General features: G+C 63.2%; 13 protein-coding genes. 5 read left to right on the top strand and 8 right to left on the bottom strand.

The window, feature by feature from the left end:
* Positions 1-98 precede the first annotated feature (98 nt).
* Positions 99-1442, top strand: coding sequence for an APC family permease (locus tag LOC56_RS14920; RefSeq protein ID WP_229953057.1), 1344 nt, complete (start codon positions 99-101; stop codon positions 1440-1442).
* Here LOC56_RS14920 and LOC56_RS14915 read toward each other — a convergent pair.
* Complete coding sequence (locus LOC56_RS14915) at positions 1439-2701, bottom strand: DUF3500 domain-containing protein (protein WP_229953056.1); 1263 nt, start codon at positions 2699-2701, stop codon at positions 1439-1441. The genes LOC56_RS14920 and LOC56_RS14915 overlap by 4 nt on opposite strands.
* A 308-nt stretch (positions 2702-3009) precedes the next feature.
* Between LOC56_RS14915 and LOC56_RS14910 the strand changes: the two genes are divergently transcribed.
* Positions 3010-4110 (top strand): fatty acid desaturase family protein, encoded by a 1101-nt coding sequence (locus LOC56_RS14910; protein WP_229953055.1) that lies wholly within the window; start codon positions 3010-3012, stop codon positions 4108-4110.
* Between the two features lie 117 nt (positions 4111-4227).
* Positions 4228-4791: a GrpB family protein gene (locus LOC56_RS14905; RefSeq protein WP_229953097.1), complete on the top strand. Its 564-nt coding sequence runs from the start codon at positions 4228-4230 to the stop codon at positions 4789-4791.
* A 28-nt stretch (positions 4792-4819) separates the two neighbouring features.
* On the opposite strand, the gene LOC56_RS14900 is transcribed toward LOC56_RS14905, so the two are convergent.
* The 4 genes from LOC56_RS14900 to LOC56_RS14885 form a co-directional block, all read right to left on the bottom strand.
* Complete coding sequence (locus LOC56_RS14900) at positions 4820-5407, bottom strand: DUF3060 domain-containing protein (RefSeq protein ID WP_229953054.1); 588 nt, start codon at positions 5405-5407, stop codon at positions 4820-4822.
* A gap of 92 nt (positions 5408-5499) precedes the next feature.
* Positions 5500-6327 (bottom strand): SDR family oxidoreductase, encoded by an 828-nt coding sequence (locus LOC56_RS14895; RefSeq protein ID WP_229953053.1) that lies wholly within the window; start codon positions 6325-6327, stop codon positions 5500-5502.
* Between the two features lies 1 nt (position 6328).
* Entirely contained in the window at positions 6329-7714 is a 1386-nt protein-coding gene (locus tag LOC56_RS14890) for a flavin-containing monooxygenase (protein WP_229953052.1), read from the bottom strand.
* Positions 7715-7826: 112 nt separating this feature from the next.
* The gene (locus LOC56_RS14885; protein ID WP_229953051.1) at positions 7827-8591 is read right to left on the bottom strand and encodes a hypothetical protein; all 765 of its coding nucleotides are present in this window, start codon (positions 8589-8591) and stop codon (positions 7827-7829) included.
* Positions 8592-8840: 249 nt separating this feature from the next.
* On the opposite strand from LOC56_RS14885, the gene LOC56_RS14880 reads away from it, so the two are divergent.
* Positions 8841-9677: a PhzF family phenazine biosynthesis protein gene (locus LOC56_RS14880; protein WP_229953050.1), complete on the top strand. Its 837-nt coding sequence runs from the start codon at positions 8841-8843 to the stop codon at positions 9675-9677.
* Positions 9678-9819: 142 nt separating this feature from the next.
* Positions 9820-10701 (top strand): DUF4352 domain-containing protein, encoded by an 882-nt coding sequence (locus LOC56_RS14875; protein ID WP_229953049.1) that lies wholly within the window; start codon positions 9820-9822, stop codon positions 10699-10701.
* A gap of 90 nt (positions 10702-10791) precedes the next feature.
* Here LOC56_RS14875 and LOC56_RS14870 read toward each other — a convergent pair whose 3' ends face one another.
* The 3 genes from LOC56_RS14870 to LOC56_RS14860 all read right to left on the bottom strand — a co-directional run bounded on the left by LOC56_RS14870 (position 10792) and on the right by LOC56_RS14860 (position 15825).
* Positions 10792-12474, bottom strand: a complete 1683-nt coding sequence (locus LOC56_RS14870; RefSeq protein WP_229953048.1) for an FAD-dependent oxidoreductase — start codon at positions 12472-12474, stop codon at positions 10792-10794.
* Positions 12475-12656: 182 nt separating this feature from the next.
* On the bottom strand, positions 12657-14153 hold the full coding sequence (locus LOC56_RS14865; protein WP_229953047.1) for a sulfatase-like hydrolase/transferase: 1497 nt from the start codon (positions 14151-14153) through the stop codon (positions 12657-12659).
* A 145-nt stretch (positions 14154-14298) separates the two neighbouring features.
* Positions 14299-15825, bottom strand: a complete 1527-nt coding sequence (locus LOC56_RS14860; protein ID WP_229953046.1) for an amino acid permease — start codon at positions 15823-15825, stop codon at positions 14299-14301.
* Positions 15826-15970: the final 145 nt, after the last annotated feature.

The raw sequence follows: 15970 nt of genomic DNA, 5'->3' as shown, positions 1-15970 counted from the left end.
TCCGATAATAGTGCTCGACTACCTGCCTCAACGCTTTTGGTGCACTGGATTTCGCTCAGGTAGTTGCGCAGGGACGACAAACAGAATCCAATAGCCCCATGACGAAGGATCCCGGCACGACCACATCAGACACACAGCCCGGGCTGAAGCGGGCAATCGGTGTGCCGCTGCTGTTCGCATTTATCGTGGGCGACACCCTCGGTGCAGGCATCTACACCCTCGTGGGTACGATGGCCGCCGATGTCGGTGGCGCGATCTGGATACCCCTCCTGATAGCACTGGTGGTCGCGTTACTCACTGCCGCGACATACGCGGAACTGATCACCAAGTACCCGCACGCTGGAGGAGCCGCGCGCTACGCAGACCGGGCTTTTGGCATCCCCTACGTGTCATTCATCGTTGGCTTCCTGATGATGGCCTCAGGAATCACCACAGCTGCTGCCCTCGCGAACGCCTTCGCGGGCGATTACCTCACCGCGCTCATTGACGTGCCGGCCGCCCCCGCAGCGGTGGTGTTCATCATCTTGCTGACCTTGATCAACCTTCGCGGCGTCCGGGAGTCCCTCGCCGCGAACCTCGTAGCTTCTGTAATCGAGGTATCCGGCCTCGTCCTCGTCATCGTCGTCGCCGCCATCGTCCTCGCCTCCGGCAACGGGGAACCATCCCGGCTCCTCGAGTTCGCACCGGACGTACCGCCCTTCCAAGGTGCCTTCGCCGCATCGATCGTCGCGTTTTTCTCTTTCCTGGGCTTCGAGGCCGCAGCAAACATGGCCGAGGAAGTACGTAACCCATCCAAAGCCTACCCTCGCGCACTGTTCGGCGCCATCTGCACCGCTGGGGTGGTCTACCTCCTCATCGCTCTCGGTGCGGTCATTGTTATGCCCCCGGCCGAACTGGCCGACTCCACCGGTCCTCTGCTCGACGTCGTCGCCGCCAGCGGCGTCGGAATCCCGCCCGGACTATTCAGCATCATCGCCCTGATCGCCATTGCCAACGGAGCACTGCTGTTCATGGTCATGGCCAGCCGTGTCGGCTACGGATTGGCAGAAGCAGAACTGCTCCCTCACGCCTTCGCTCGGGTGCTGCCAGGCCGTCGCACTCCCTGGGTCTCCATTGTTGTCGTTGCCGGACTGACGATCGTCCTTACCCTCCTCGGTAATGTCGCCACATTGGCGGAAACCACCGTCCTACTCCTGCTCCTGGTGTTCCTTTCTGCCAACGTCAGCGTCCTCGTCCTCAAAAAGGACAAAGTGGACCACGACCACTTCTCAGCCCCACGAATCATGCCGATTCTCGCGATCATTGCGAGCATCGCACTCCTCACACAACAAAGCGGGATCGTCTGGCTCGGCGCCGCTGCCTACGCAGTGGTCGGATCCTTGTTGTTCCTCGCTGCCAGGGCCGGGCGCAAACGCCAGGAACGCGTGAACGCTAGTAGCTAACGAGGTGGGCCACCGTTGGGAGGGGTCCCGCCGGCGGGACCGGCGCCGCCGCCCATACCGGAGGCGCCTTGCTGCGTCACGCTGTTGGCATAGTCGTTCGTAGGGTCGCGGTAAATGGTGTGGACGTGTCCCCAGCCGGAAGTGGATACGCCTTCGACATCCGCGCCTGCCGAGCCCTGCTGCGCCTGGAAGGCGACATAAACGTTCGGCCCAGAGATCGAGAACGAGATACCGTCCCCGGAGCTCATGTCGTATGTGGTCTCCCCGGACCACGCGATGACGGTGTCATCGAGGGTGGCCTCGATCTTCGCCCGGGAGTCGGCTGTGGTCTGCTCGTCAGCCATGCCTGACCAGTTCGCGATGAGATCGAGGAGTAACTGCTTCTGCGCGTCGGTCAGATCGGCGCCGGTGAGGCCGGCTCCGGCGTCGAAATCACAGGCATCGCCAGGCGCACACATGCTGACGTCGCCCGACGTGAGCGTCGCCTGCTGTTCCCCCGTCAAGCTGTCAAAGAATGCGAACGCATCGGTGTAGATGCCGTCGAACGGCCGCACTTCCTTGCCGTCGGCGTCGGTATAAACGGCAGGCTGCACACCGAGGTGGGTGGGAGCGAACGTGATCGCGTCCGTCGCGCCGTCGAGAGTGGCGTTGATACCGAGGTGGTGGCCGCCGAACTGCACTTCGAAGGCACCGGTGTCAGACGGGTCGCCGAAGAAGGCGATGTAGTACTGGCCGAGGGACTGCTCGGTGCTGCTGCTGTTCTGCTGCAGGTACTCGTCGCCACCCATAATTCCGGACACCGTGTCGTACGCTTCGTCGCTAAGCAGCGCCTGCAGGACCGCCAATGCTGCGGTCTTCTGCTCGTCGGTCAGGTCGGCGAGATTCAGGCCGGCACGCTGGACGAACGTCACGGGAAAGTTCGACCAGGATGTCGTCTTCGCCGCGTCGTCGTAGTCATACAGGACTGTCCCGCGTTGCTCATCGCTCAGCGTCGCCAGGAATGCCTCAGCGGCAGCCGTCGTCGAGGAAATCGTCTCCTCGGTCGTTGTAGACGACGTCATTTTCGGGTCCGCGGCCGTGCTGCTGCTCGAATCACTCGCAGCAGAGGGGGATGCCGTGCCGGAGGTGGACGCGACGTCGGCCGCGCAGCCGGTCAGGGCGAGGCCGCCTGCCAGGAGGAGCGAGACGGCCCGCAGGGCGCGCCGTCGTACCAACGACGACGCCGTGGGCAGGGTATCGGTGGTTCTGGATGACCTCATGTGAACACAGTAGAAAAAGCCGCTTACCGGTCGCTTCCGAGTTGCTGAGAGCCTCCTGAAACCGTGTGTCGAGTATCCGGAGACGGACCGACTTGTGCACCAACACGGCGCAACGTTCCGCCCCTGAAATGAAACGGAGAAGACGTCTTCCATATACGATAAGCAAACTTAGCTTTGACGGCGGCCAGCCGGAAATGCACACAGCAGCGGACCTCCACCCCGGCCAAACGGGGCGGATCCGGTGCTGTTGGTTAACATGACATGGACTACGTCCGCCGATATGAAAGTGAATTATGGAAGACGCCGTTATGACGGGTACCAGTGTGGATTCGAGTGGAGAAGGCAAACGCCGGCCAGCTGGCCCGGCCCGCCAGCGGCACCTCAGCGACTTCACGGCTTTGACCCGGCAGATCCAGGAAGCCGGTTATATGCGCCGGAACTACGGCTACTACTGGGCCAAGCTGATCGGGGTAACCCTGATTGGGCTGGTGCTGGCCGTGGCTTTCATCCTGCTGGGGGACACGTGGTGGCAGATGGTGACTGCGGTGGTGCTGGCGTTACTGATGACGCAGATTGCGTTCCTGGGGCACGACGCCGCACACCGGCAGATCTTCGTGTCGCCGAAGTGGAATGAGTGGGTCTCGCTGATCGTGGTTAATCTCTTTGCCGGCATGGGCCTCGGCTGGTGGAATTCAAAACACAGCAAACATCATGCTGCACCAAACAAGATCGGCACGGACCCGGACATCGCTCCCGGCGTCCTCGCCTTCACCCCCGAGGCGGCCGAAGCGCGCAAGAACCGTTTCACGCGCTGGCTTGCCACCAAACAGGGTTACTTTTTCTTCCCGCTGCTCCTGCTCGAGGGAGTCAACCTGCATGTGCAGGGCATCAAGCGGGTACTGGGACGGGGCCGGATCAAGCGGCGGTGGGTGGAACTTAGCTTCATCACTGTGCGCCTGGTCAGTTATGTGGCGCTGGTCTTCCTGGTGCTTTCACCCGCCAAGGGCGCAGCGTTCATCGGCGTCCAGCTCGCCGTCTTCGGGCTGTACATGGGTATTTCCTTCGCCCCGAACCACATCGGCATGCCGATAGCGCCCCGGGAAGCGGGCATCGATTTCCTGCGCCGCCAGGTATTGATGAGCCGTAACATCACCGGCGGCCGGTGGGTGGACACCTTTATGGGAGGACTGAACTTCCAGGTGGAGCACCACCTGTTTCCCTCCATGTCCCGCCCGAATCTGCGAAAAGTTGCCCCGCTGGTCCGCCAGTACTGTGACCAGCTGGGGGTGCGGTACACCGAAACCGGGTTTGGCCAGTCCTTGAAGGACGTCACCGCCTATATCAACAGGGTGGGCCGCGGCGGGGTCGATACGTGGGCATGCCCGCTGGCCAGCACGCACCGCGTGTAGTTCGGAAACCCTGCCGCGCCTGCGCGCGGGCCGGCGTCGCCCCTGCCTGGGAAACCAGGCTCCGTACTGCGACGGCGGCCCGCGGGGCGGCGGACGCCCTGCAAGAATGTTCCGGTGATGAAAAGCCGAAAACCGCGACGACCGGACGTGACGACGCTGGAGCTGATCGGGGGGCCCGAGAGGCTCGAACTTCACCTCCACAGCTACGACGACCGGTGGCCGGCAATCTATCTCACTCACCGTCACCGCATTGAGCGTGCCATCGGGACAGCCCACGCCGGGATCGAGCACATCGGCTCGACGTCCGTTCCGGGACTGGCAGCAAAGCCGATCATCGACATCGTGGTTGCAGTAGAGGACATCACCGCCGAAGAGGACTACCTCCATCCGCTCATCGCCGCCGGATACGAACTGCGGGTACGCGAACCGGGACATCGCCTCGTACGCACACCGGCCCGTGACGTGCACGTGCACCTGTACGGGCGAGACGATCCTGCCGTGGACGAATACCTCATCCTGCGCGACCACCTGCGGGCAAATGCGGATGACCGCGCCCTCTATGAGAGCACCAAGAGGACGCTGCTCAGCAGGCAGTGGGACGACATGAACGAATACGCCGACGCCAAGACCGGCGTCATCCTGGCGATCAAGGCACGGGCAAGAGCCGCTCGCGGACGCTAATCAGATAAACAGGTGGCCACGCTCGTGTTCATCGGACCGAGACGGAGTTCGTACCCTCGGTTTCGATCAAGGGGTCCCCTGAGGCGTAGGTAACGGAGTTGTTCTGCCCTTCGACGTCGATGTCACCGGTCTCCTCGACGCCGACAGAGTTCGCGGTTCCGTCCACATCGATGTCGGGCACATTGCTGAGGGTGGCTGAATTATTGTTGCCCTCAATGTCGAGGCTTTCCGCATCCTCGCCGCTGACTGCGTTGTTGTTGCCCTGGATGTCGATGTCTTCACATTGACCGGAGGTCCGCACCGTGGAGCCATTTGTCTCTACGTCGATGTCCCCGCCGCCGGAGCAGGTAATGCTGACGCTGGTGTTCGCTTCCGTAATTTTATGTTCTTGCCCCCGGCTGAGGGTGATCGTTGCACCGGAGCCGCCGGAAGCCGTTGATGCGCTTGGGTCTGTCGCGGAGGCCGTTGCCGTGCTCTCCGGTGTTCCGACGCTGGTTGATGATGGGGTTCCGGTCTCCTCGGGCGTCGGCGCCGGGTCGGCGGAGCATCCGGCGATGAGTGCCAGGCCCGCGACGGCGGTGATCACGGGGGCGGTGATGCGGGAGCTTCGGTACATGCGGGTCTCCTCAGCTAGGGCTCTTCCGCTTGCCTGTTAATCATCCAGCATCATGGACGGGATGGCCACGCAACTCCGCAGAACGCTGGGGGTCAGGCAGCTGGCCGCCGGGTGAGACGCTCGGTGATGAGCCGGTTGGCCCAATTTGGAGTGATCTGGGAGAGCATGACTAGGAAGCGTGCCTGCGGTCCGACGGCGTGGTGGACGTTGCGGGGCCACTTCGAGTTGCGACGGGACCTGATGCTGCGTTCCACGGCGGCGACAGCAGCTGCGGCAACGTCGGTTTCGTTCAGCCGCACGCCGAGCGACTGGATTGCTCCGATACTGACGCCCTTAACCATCCCGGTGTTGACGAACAGCGGCCACAGATCGAGCACGGCAATGCCATGCTCCGCCCATTCCAGTTCCAGTGCCTCGGTCAGGCCGCGGACCGCGAACTTCGTGGCGCCGTAGGTGGCAAGATCGGGCTGCCCGTAAATGGCTGAGGCGGATCCCAGGTTGAGCAGCACCGGCCTGTGAGCGTTCTTCAGGTACGGGAACGCGGTATGCGCACCGTTGATGGTGCCGAGAACGTTGACGTCCACGAGCGCCCGGTGCCGTTCAAGGTCTGTATCAACGAACGGCCCGGCAGCCAGCAGCCCGGCGTTGTTGACCAGAAGGTCCAAATGGTCCTCGCCAACGGAGGCCAGGGCGTCGCGCCACTGCTGGGGGTCCCGGACATCGAGCGTTCCCGTGACCACCGTGGTGCCATGCTCGGCAGCGATGTCCTTAAGTTCGGCGAGGCCCTGGCTTTCGATGTCGAAGGCGCCGACTTTCCATCCATTGCGCAACAGTCGGTCCGCGGTGGCGTGCCCGATACCGCGGGCGGCGCCGGTGACGACGGCGACGCGGCGCGAGTGCTGCTCAGCGTTCCCGGCCATGTTAGGCCCCCACACTGTCGGTTGCGGCCTGCGCAGCGGTTCTGCGCCGCGCTCCGGCATCGCGCTCCCTGCGCAGGGCACGCATGTAATCGACGAAATCCACCTGGATGGTGTGCCGCTTGCTGGCGACGTACCTTTTGGTGATCGCCTTGCGGTGGCGGTCGATCTCGGCGTCCATCGCGGCCCGCTCGGGCAGAACGTAACGGCCCTGAAGATGGTCGGCGGCGAGCTCGGACTGCCGCTCGGCGATCGGCATCACCGCACCGAGCGGTTGAACCAGTCCGATGAAGTACAGCCCCGGCACCGTCGAGTGGAACATCCGCTGGTAGAGCCGGATCTCGTTATCTCCGGAGGGGTCGAGGAAGCCGGCGTCAAAGAACGGGAACGAGATCTTGTAGCCGGTGCAGTAGATCACCAGGTCGGCCGCGACGCGGGTGCCGTCGGTGAAGACTACGCTGTCACCGTCGAAACGCTGGATGTTGGGCTTCGGGACCACGTCACCGTGGGCCAGCCTGTCGAGTATCCGGCTGGAGACGGTCGGGTGGGCCTGGGCGAACTTGTGGTCGGGTTCCTGAAGGCCGTAACGCGACATCGGGCCGGTGGCGGCGCGCATGACCACGCGGGCGACGCCCCAGCGGACCCGGGACGGGATCTTCTCGTGCGCTCCGATCTCGTCGAAGGGCTTGCCGAAGACGTACTTGGGAATGATGTGCACGCCCCGCCGATGGGAGAGGTAGGTCTCGGCCGCGTGGTAGCTGGCATCTGTACAGATATCCATGGCCGAGTTGCCCATGCCGAGCACCACGATCCGCTTGCCGGTGAGCTGTTGCTCGTCCGTGTAGTCGTGGGAGTGCATCTGCTCACCGGTGAAACCTTCGGCGCCGGGGAAGGGTGGCTCCGGCATGCGGGGGTCCCAGTGGTGGCCGTTGGCCACTATGACCGAGCCGTAGCGCCGGGTCTCCGCGGTGCTCAGCCGAACCTCGAAGCCGCCGCCGGGCAGAGGGCGCACGTGCTCCACGCCGGTGTTGAAGGTGATTTTGTCCCGGAACCCGAAGTGGTCGACGTAGGCGTCGAAGTACGCCGCGACCTGATCGTGGCGGGCGAAATTGGGCAGGTTCGCGGGCATGGGAAAGTCGCTGAATTCCATCCGGCTGCGCGAGGTGTTGATGTGCAGGGACTTGTAGGACGCGGACACTCCGTTGCTGTTGCCCCATACCCAGTTGCCGCCGACCCGGTCCGACAGTTCGAAGCAGTCGAAGGCAAGTCCCCGTTCGTGGAGAACTTTGGCCGCCGTGATTCCGGAGCAGCCGGCGCCGATGACGCATATGCGCTCGCGCTCGCTGCTGCCGAGCTCGTCCGTGGGTGCTGTGCTGTGGACTGTCGTCATTGGCGCTCCAAGCAGGGGGATGTAGGCCGGGTAATACTGTGACCTACGTCACTGTAGACTTACCCGGCCGCGCCCAGCGTTAGCAACACCCCGGCAGGTGGCGTCGTGCTGGCTACTTAATCCCGAAGTCGAAGCCGCCCTGACGGTGCCCGAACCGCTCCCGAAGGAAGTTGCCCGTGTTGGTCAGTTCCGCGGAGGTGCGGCGGTGGCGGCTCGCGTGCAGCGTCTCGGCCTGTCCGGCAAGGAGCTGCAGCTGCTCGGCCAGTTCCTCGTTGGGGGTCCTTCCACTCGCCTGTTTGGTCTCCAGCATCTTGGGCGGAATGGCCACGTAACTCTGCAGGACGCTCGGCAGATAGTCACGCACCGTGGCGGACAGTTCGTACTCAAACTGGGGATCACCCAGCGGCTGCCGTGTTTCGGCGTCGATAACCGCGTCCAGCGTCTGGCAGGTTTCCAGAATGCTGACGTACGCCTCGGACGGAAGGCGACTCCTGTTTCGTTTGGCGAGGGCGGCAGCCCAGGCCAAAGCGGAGGATAGGTCCTCCGGCGGCGTTGTCGCTGTCCCTGGCTGGGACTGGGGCATAACCTGCGGTCCCCGGGTCCTGGGGTGCAGCCACAGGTCCCGGAGCATGTATGACCGCATGCCCGCTACGGCTATGAGCCCGAGAACCACAAAGAACGAGAGGATGAACTGCGCTGCGTTCACGGGCAGGGCGACGGCCGCAAGGACGAGCGCAACGTACAGGCCACCCTCAAGGATTACTTTCCAGTTACTCCTGCGCACCCCGATCATCAGCACCAGGAGTGGCATAAAAGGAAAGAAGAGGAGCGCGACGGTGACTTTGAAGATGTTCCCCACGGTAAGGCGAGACATCATGATCCTCTCGTGAATGGATAGTGGCGGAGCCACACCAACTACGGCCAGATTACAACTACACGCTGGTCATCGGCTGTGGACTCTGCTCCCGGTTTTGGCTGCCACCAAAAGCAGATGTTCTACCCCTGTATAACCGTCGCGCCAGACGTTGAATTCCCGGGGGTTTGAACACCAGGATGGATTGGCGCGGGCCTCAGCGCCAGGCCCGCCGGAGGCACCTTGTTACAGTGGCGGCGTTACAGTAGCGGCATGAAAGTGCGCCCCTACAGCGAAGTCGATGTCTTCTCCTCTGAGCCGTATCGGGGCAATGCCTTGGCGGTGGTTCACGACGCCAACGGCTTGAGCGTCGAAGAGATGCAGCGGTTCGCCAACTGGACAAACCTCTCGGAGACGACGTTCCTCCTGTCACCAACCACACCGGAGGCTGACTACCGGGTGAGGATCTTCACCGCCATGGAAGAACTGCCGTTCGCCGGTCATCCAACCCTCGGATCAGCCAAGGCCTGGCTGGACGCCGGGGGATCACCACGGCCCGGCGGAACGGTCATCCAGGAATGCGCGGCAGGGCTGATTCGGATCCGGGTGGAGGAGGGGCAGCTGGCCTTCGAGGTGCCGCCCCTCACCCGCTACGAACCCCTGGACGAACGGCTCGTCCAACGGATAGGGGAAATCCTGGGGATCCCGCGGGAGAACATTCTTGATGCGTCGTGGCTGGTCAACGGTCCTCGATGGATTGGGATTCGGCTTTCCTCTGCACAGGAAGTCCTGAGCCTGCAGCCCGACCCGGCAAAGGCAGGCGATCTGGAAATCGGTGTGGTGGGGCCCTACGGGTCCACGGAGGAAACCCAGTTCGAGGTGCGCGCCTTCATTGGGGGAGATCCCGTCTGGGAAGACCCCGTGACCGGCAGCCTGAACGCGGGTCTGGCGCGCTGGCTGACCGACACAGGGCTGGCCGTCCCGCCCTATACGGCATCACAGGGAACAGTTCTCGGACGGCAGGGACGGGTGCACATCAGTCTCAGCGAGGGGAAAATCTGGGTTGGCGGACAGGTCACGGGCTGCGTTGAGGGGACCGTCCGTCTGTAGGGATTAGGCGGCCGCGTCCTGCAACCCCGGGGCTTGGCCGGGACGACGAAGGCAGGAGAAGATCGGACCGCAAGGCAAGAGAATGTGAAGAATAACGCCGTGTCATAAATATATGCAATGCGGCGTCTGACATTATTGGGAGATGACAACACCAGAGTTTCCTGGGGGCGGCTCACAGCAAGTCTCACCCTCTCAGCAACCAATGCCCACATATTACGAGCAGGGGGCGCCGCCGCCCGGACAAACCAAGTCGGAAAAGCAGTCAAATGTGGTTGGGCTGATCGCGCTCATCGCCGCAGTAATCGGTTTCATTTTTGCCTGCATTCCAGGTGTTCTGATTGTCGGCTGGATCCTGCTCCCCATCGCCTTTGTAATGGGCCTCGTGTCCTTGTTCCTCAAGGGCAAATCCAAGTGGATGGGCATCACCGCCCTGATCCTGTCGGTCGTCGGGACGATCGTCGGATTTATCGTCTTCTTCGTTGTCGTTTCAAGTTCTGTTGATCAGGCGCTGGATAACGGCGACACCACCGTCGTCGAATCGTCGGACAGTGCCGAAAAAGCAACTGGCAAGGATGGGGAGTCTTCCGGCCAGGAGGGAACACGCGCGAACCCCTATTCGGTTGGCTCCGTCATTGAAAACGATGAATGGCGGATCGTCGTGAACTCAGTCACTCTTGCGGCAACGGATGAAGTCCTTGCTGCCAACCAGTTCAACAAGCCCCCGGCTGAAGGATCGGAATATATTCTCGTGAACTACTCCGCCACCTATCTGGGTGACGAGCCAAACGGGGAAATGCCGGGACTCGTGTCCTTGGAATATGTAACAGCGGACGGCACAACGGTGAACAGCTACGACAACTACGCTTCCGTGGCCGAGCCTTTCGATAGCAGCAGTACGCTTTACACGAATGGCACCGCAACAGGAAATGTTGCGTTCCAGGTGCCGACAGCAACAGCCGGCGAGGGCGTTCTCGCCGTGAGGCCAAGCTTTATCGGTGACAAGGTCTTCATTGCCGTCAAGTAACATCCGTTGAACCAAGTGAGGCCCCCGGTAATTCATCGGGGGCCTCACTTATGTTAAAAAGCTGCGGGTTCCCCGCCTTCCTGCACGTCCTTACCGGAGATAGCGTGTCGGGCGGGCGAGGAGACTGGCAGGGTCGCCAAGTGCCCTGTGCACGGAGGCGACGGCGCTGGACCCTTCGCCCACCGCTGCCGCGATGCGCTTCATGGAGCCGTGACGGACGTCGCCCGCTGCAAAGACGCGCGGGGTGGAGGTTTCAAAAGGCATAGGTTCACGGCCCAGCGGCTGCCACTGCTCCAGGGACTGGATGGCAATATCGGTTCCTGTACGGATGAATCCCGCAGTGTCCCTGTCCAGGGTGGGCAGCCAGGCGCTGGCAGGGTCGGCTCCGATGAAGCAGAACAGTCCGCGTGCCTCGACCGGCCCGGCGGTGTCGATGCGGACCGACTCCAGGCCGGAGCCACCGTCCAGGCCGATGATGTTCGACTCGGTATGGATATGGATCCGGGAATCCTCCCGCAGGCGGTCCACGAGGTAGGAGGACATCCGTGCCCCAACGTCAGTTCCCCGCACCACCAGATGGACCGGGCAGCCATGGGATGCGAGATAGAGCGCGGCCTGGCCGGCCGAGTTCGCCCCGCCAACGACAACCACAGGGTGACCTGCGACTTGGCGCACCTCGAGGCTGGTAGCGGCGTAATAGATTCCGCGTCCCTCGAAGTCCTCCCACCCCTGCACTCCGAGACTTCGGTAGGCGGCCCCGGACGTAATCAAGGCGGTGCGGGTATGGAGGGTAGCGCCGTCACCCAGCGTGAGCTTGAGGCCATCATTCATAGTCTCGAGCGACACCGCATCGCAGGGTGCCCAGATCCTCACCCCGAACTTAATCGCCTGCAGTGTGGCTTGGCGGATGAGGTCTCCGCCGGCCACTCCAAAGGGGAAACCAAGGAAGTTTTCGATTCGAGAGGTCGACGCCGCCTGCCCGCCGGGCGCGACGGCGTCGAGCACCACGGTGCTCAGCCCTTCGGAAGCTGCATAGATGGCCGCCGCGAGCCCGGCAGGTCCACCGCCAACGACCAGCAGGTCCGTCGCGCCCTCCTGATGGGGCTGGTAACTCAACCCGAGCCGCTCCGCGATAGTCCCCGGCGTCGCACGTTTTATCAGCTTGCCCTGGATCAGCGCTGCCGGCAGATCATCGGCTGCGATGCCGTGGCCATCGAGGGCACCCATGCCGTCCGGCGGGACGACGAAGACGGTATGAATCAAATCCAGACGCTCAGCGAAGCGTCGAAGAGCCAGCAGTTCGCTCGACGCTTCCGTCCCGATGAACTTCAGCGTCATGGCGGCAGGGCCCCGCCGAAGCGCTTCGCGGCGTTCCCATAGAGTATGGAGAACAATCCCGCCTAGATCATCGTCCTGGTTCATAACCAGCCGGAGGTCCTCGCGGGCCAGCCGCCGGATCCGCCCGGACTCCTTCACCCGCGCCGACAGGAGCGCGGACTGTCCGTTGAGCAGCCCGAGTTCACCGCCGAACGAGCGTGGCCCCAGAGTGCTGAGAACGGTTTCTTCGTCCCACCACAACGGGTCACGCACCATTTCAACGGCCCCCGATTCCACGAGGATCATTGGATAGTTCAAGTCCCCCGCGCGAAAGACGTAGTCGCCGGCGTTGACGTCGGTCGGCGCGGCCATACCGAGGAGTCTCTGCCACTGGGAGTCGGAAAGGCGCGGCACGTCACCGGTTCGCTGGGCGGGGTGCTCACTGACATCCGTCATGTTGGTCCTTCCACAGAGACGGCTCATCCTGGGAAATCGGCTTGCACCGCGGAGCTGGACGATGGATCAAGGATGCAGCGAGACTACCTGAATGCACTTGGAAATGGAGGGCCCGCCGGAACAACGGGTGGGCCTGCGGTTGCTGCACCTGCATCTGGGCGCTAGGGGAAACGGTCCGGGTACTACCGGACGGCGGCCTCACCCGCCCAGGCCTTTCTATAGAACTTCGGCGAATGAGAATTCAACAGTTCTGTATACGCGTTGGGGTCCATTGCCTGCGCCGAACTCCCCGGAACCCGCTCGGCTAAGGCGGACACTCCCAGTCCCGCCTCATCATTCTTCAGGGTTAGGCCGGCGGCTTCCAGGAGCGTGGGGTACATGTTGAGTTGATCCAGGCCGGAGCGCAGAGCGCTGTTCTTGTCACGGCCGGGAATCCAGATCCGATTGAAGATGGAGCGGGTGCTGCCGCCGTCCAAGTGCTCGAGGAAAGCGTCGTCGGCACTCAGGTATTTGAGGTGGTCGCCCATGATCACCACGGCGGTATCGTCGAGGTAGCCCTTTTCCTTCATATGGTCCACGAACCCGGCCACCTGGGTCATGGAGCAGGAGAACACCGAGATGTCCGTGTACTGCGTATCCACGTTGCAGTAGTCGAAGACGTGCGCCGGCTTGTGGGTGTCCAGCGTCAGCAGGGAGAGGTTGAACGGCTGGCCCGTCGCCTCCGCCTCGGCGTGCAGCGCGTCGATCCTATCCTTGGCATGGGCCATCAGCCGTGCGTCGCTCAGGCCCCAGTCACTGCGGAAGTTCTCCTCCGGTTCGCCGGCGGAGCGCCAGTCGGCGAGGCCCTTCTGCTCGGAGTAGCCATGGCTGCTGAGGAAGATGTCCTTTGCGGCGAAGGAGGAATTCGCGCCGCCTAGGAAGACGCTGGTGTAGCCGTGTCTGGCCAGAACATCGCCGAGGCAGGTGACCCCGCCCAGATAGGTACTGACTCCTTCACCTACCTGCGCGAGTCCGTCCACCCTGGGCGCGGTGCCCTTCAACGGTACGCCGCACTGTGTGGCGACAACGCCGGCCATGGTCCAGCCTCCGCCCTCAAACTCCACGAGCCCCTCCGTGCTCTGCCAGCCGTCCGAGGCCGGCGTGGCCTCCTTGAGGGGAGCGAACGCGTCCTTTTCGAAGAGTTGGTCGTCCCCCAGCAGTGCCTCGCCGGATTCCAGATAGATGACCACCAGGTTGCGCTTGTGCTCGGTATTGGTGACGGTCGGCTCCACGTAATAGTCGACGAGGTCGTATTCGGAGTTGGCCGCCTTGATGTAGTTCTCCACGCCAACCGTGGCGGAAAAAGCCGTAACACCGCCGACGACCACCGCGGCGACCAAGACAGCGGAGACAGTGTGCCGAATCCACCGAGGACGGCGGGGCTGCCCGCAGCTCTTCCGGCGTCGGAAGAACTGCCACAGGGCAATCAAGGCGGTGATCACCACAGGTGCAACACCGACGCCCATGATGCCCGCCCAGACAATGCCTCCACCTCCGCCTTCCGTTTCCACGGAAACGAGGTTGAGCATCATCTGGTTCACGGAGATCTCGCCCCAATAGTATTGGATGCCCGCGGCTGCGATGAGCAGGGCAAGCCCGGCCCAGATTAGGACGTATAACAGAATCCGTCCCAGGACCACGCCGGCCTTTCGGGCCGCGTGGAGAACCGGGCCTGGCCCGGCAACACCGCGCGGTCGCCGCGTTTCAGCGAACATCTCGACATGCGCACCGTTCTTTTGAGCGGAGTAACTCTCGGCGGAAGACTAGTGCGCGAGGGCTACCTGATCAATACGTGGCTTCAGGGCGGCTGGAATCAGAGAACACCCCGGCGTCGCCGTCGCGGACCGCCGCGAGTTCCAGGACGCGGTCGCGGCAGAGCCGCCAGCCGAGCATCAGCGCGGGGATGATGACTACCAGGGAAGCGATGGTCCAGGTGCCGACCGGCGAATCGAAGGCCATCAGGATCAGCACGGCGAGAAGGAACGCGAGCGTGATCCAGCCGCTCAGGGGTGCGCCGGGCATCCGGAAGGACGGGCGGGACAGTTCGCCGCGCCGGGCCCGCTTCGTCAGCTCCATCTGGCACAGGACGATCATGGCCCAGGTGCTGATGATGCCCAGGGACGCGACATTCAGGACGATCTCGAAGGCCTGGGCGGGGACAACGGCGTTGAGGACGACGCCGAGCAGGGCAACGAACGCCGTCAAGGCGATACCGCCGTAGGGGACACCCGCCCTGTTCATCCGCCCGGCGAACTTCGGAGCTGAGCCGGCAATGGACATGGAGCGCATGATGCGGCCGGTGGAATACAGGCCCGCATTGAGCGAGGACAGCGCTGCCGTCAGGACCACCAGGTTCATGATCGCGTCCACACCGTCCACCCCGATGGAGCCGAAGAACGTGACGAACGGGCTTTCGCCGGCCTTGTAGGAGCTGTAGGGCAGCAGCAGCGAGAGCAGCACCAGGGTGCCGACGTAGAACACGGCAATGCGCACGATCACCGTGTTGATGGCCTTGGGCATGATCTTTTCCGGGTGCTCGGTCTCGCCCGCGGCCGTGCCGATGAGCTCGATCGAGGCGTAGGCGAACACCACTCCCTGCATTACGACGACGGCGGGCAGCAGGCCGTTGGGGAACATGCCGCCGTTGTCCGAGATGAGGCTGAAGCCGACCTGCTGGCCGTCCACCGGGGTGCCGAAGATGACGAAGCAGATGCCCACGATCAGGAAGGAAACCAATGCCACCACCTTGATCAGCGCGAACCAGAACTCAAGTTCGCCGAACACCTTGACGCTGACGAGGTTCAATCCAAGTACCAGGATCAGGGCGGCCAGGGCCCAGGTCCACTGCGGTACATCCGCGATGGGCGGCCAGTACTTCCGGAAGAAGTTCATGTACAGCGCGACGGCGGTGATGTCCACGATCGCGGTCATCGCCCAGTTCAGCCAGTACAGCCAGCCGGTGACGAAGGCTGCCTTCTCGCCGAAGAATTCGCGCGCGTAGGAAACGAACGAGCCGGAGGAGGGCCGGTGCATAACCAGTTCGCCGAGGGCCCGCAGAATCATGAAGGCGAAGAAGCCGCAGACCGCGTAGCTGATGACCAGCGACGGCCCTGCCGTGGCGAGCCGGCCGCCGGCACCCATAAACAGCCCGGTGCCGATGGCGCCGCCGATGGCGATCATCTGGACCTGGCGGGGCTTGAGCCCCTTGTGGTAGCCCTCTTCCTCGTGGTGGAAGGTGGGCTCAGGCGCGTTCGCCGCACTCGCGGAGTCCGGGATCGCCGGCCTCTGCGTGACCGGTGATGGCTGTGTCATGGGGGTCCTTTGCTTGCTCAGCCGCGCGGGTGCCGTGGGCTCAAGAGTTCGGTGGGCTGCTCGGCGGTGAACAGCCCAGGTTCGGTACAGGGTCCGCACGCCGGGTCAGGGCGTGGTTGCCCTAGGGCAGGGGAAAGCAGGGAGT

Origin of the sequence: Arthrobacter sp. zg-Y179 (assembly GCF_020907345.1) — a bacterium.
GTDB lineage: Bacteria > Actinomycetota > Actinomycetes > Actinomycetales > Micrococcaceae > Arthrobacter_B > Arthrobacter_B jinronghuae.
The sequence above is the reverse complement of the archived record's forward strand: the minus strand, read 5'-3'. Positions and strand labels throughout refer to the sequence as shown.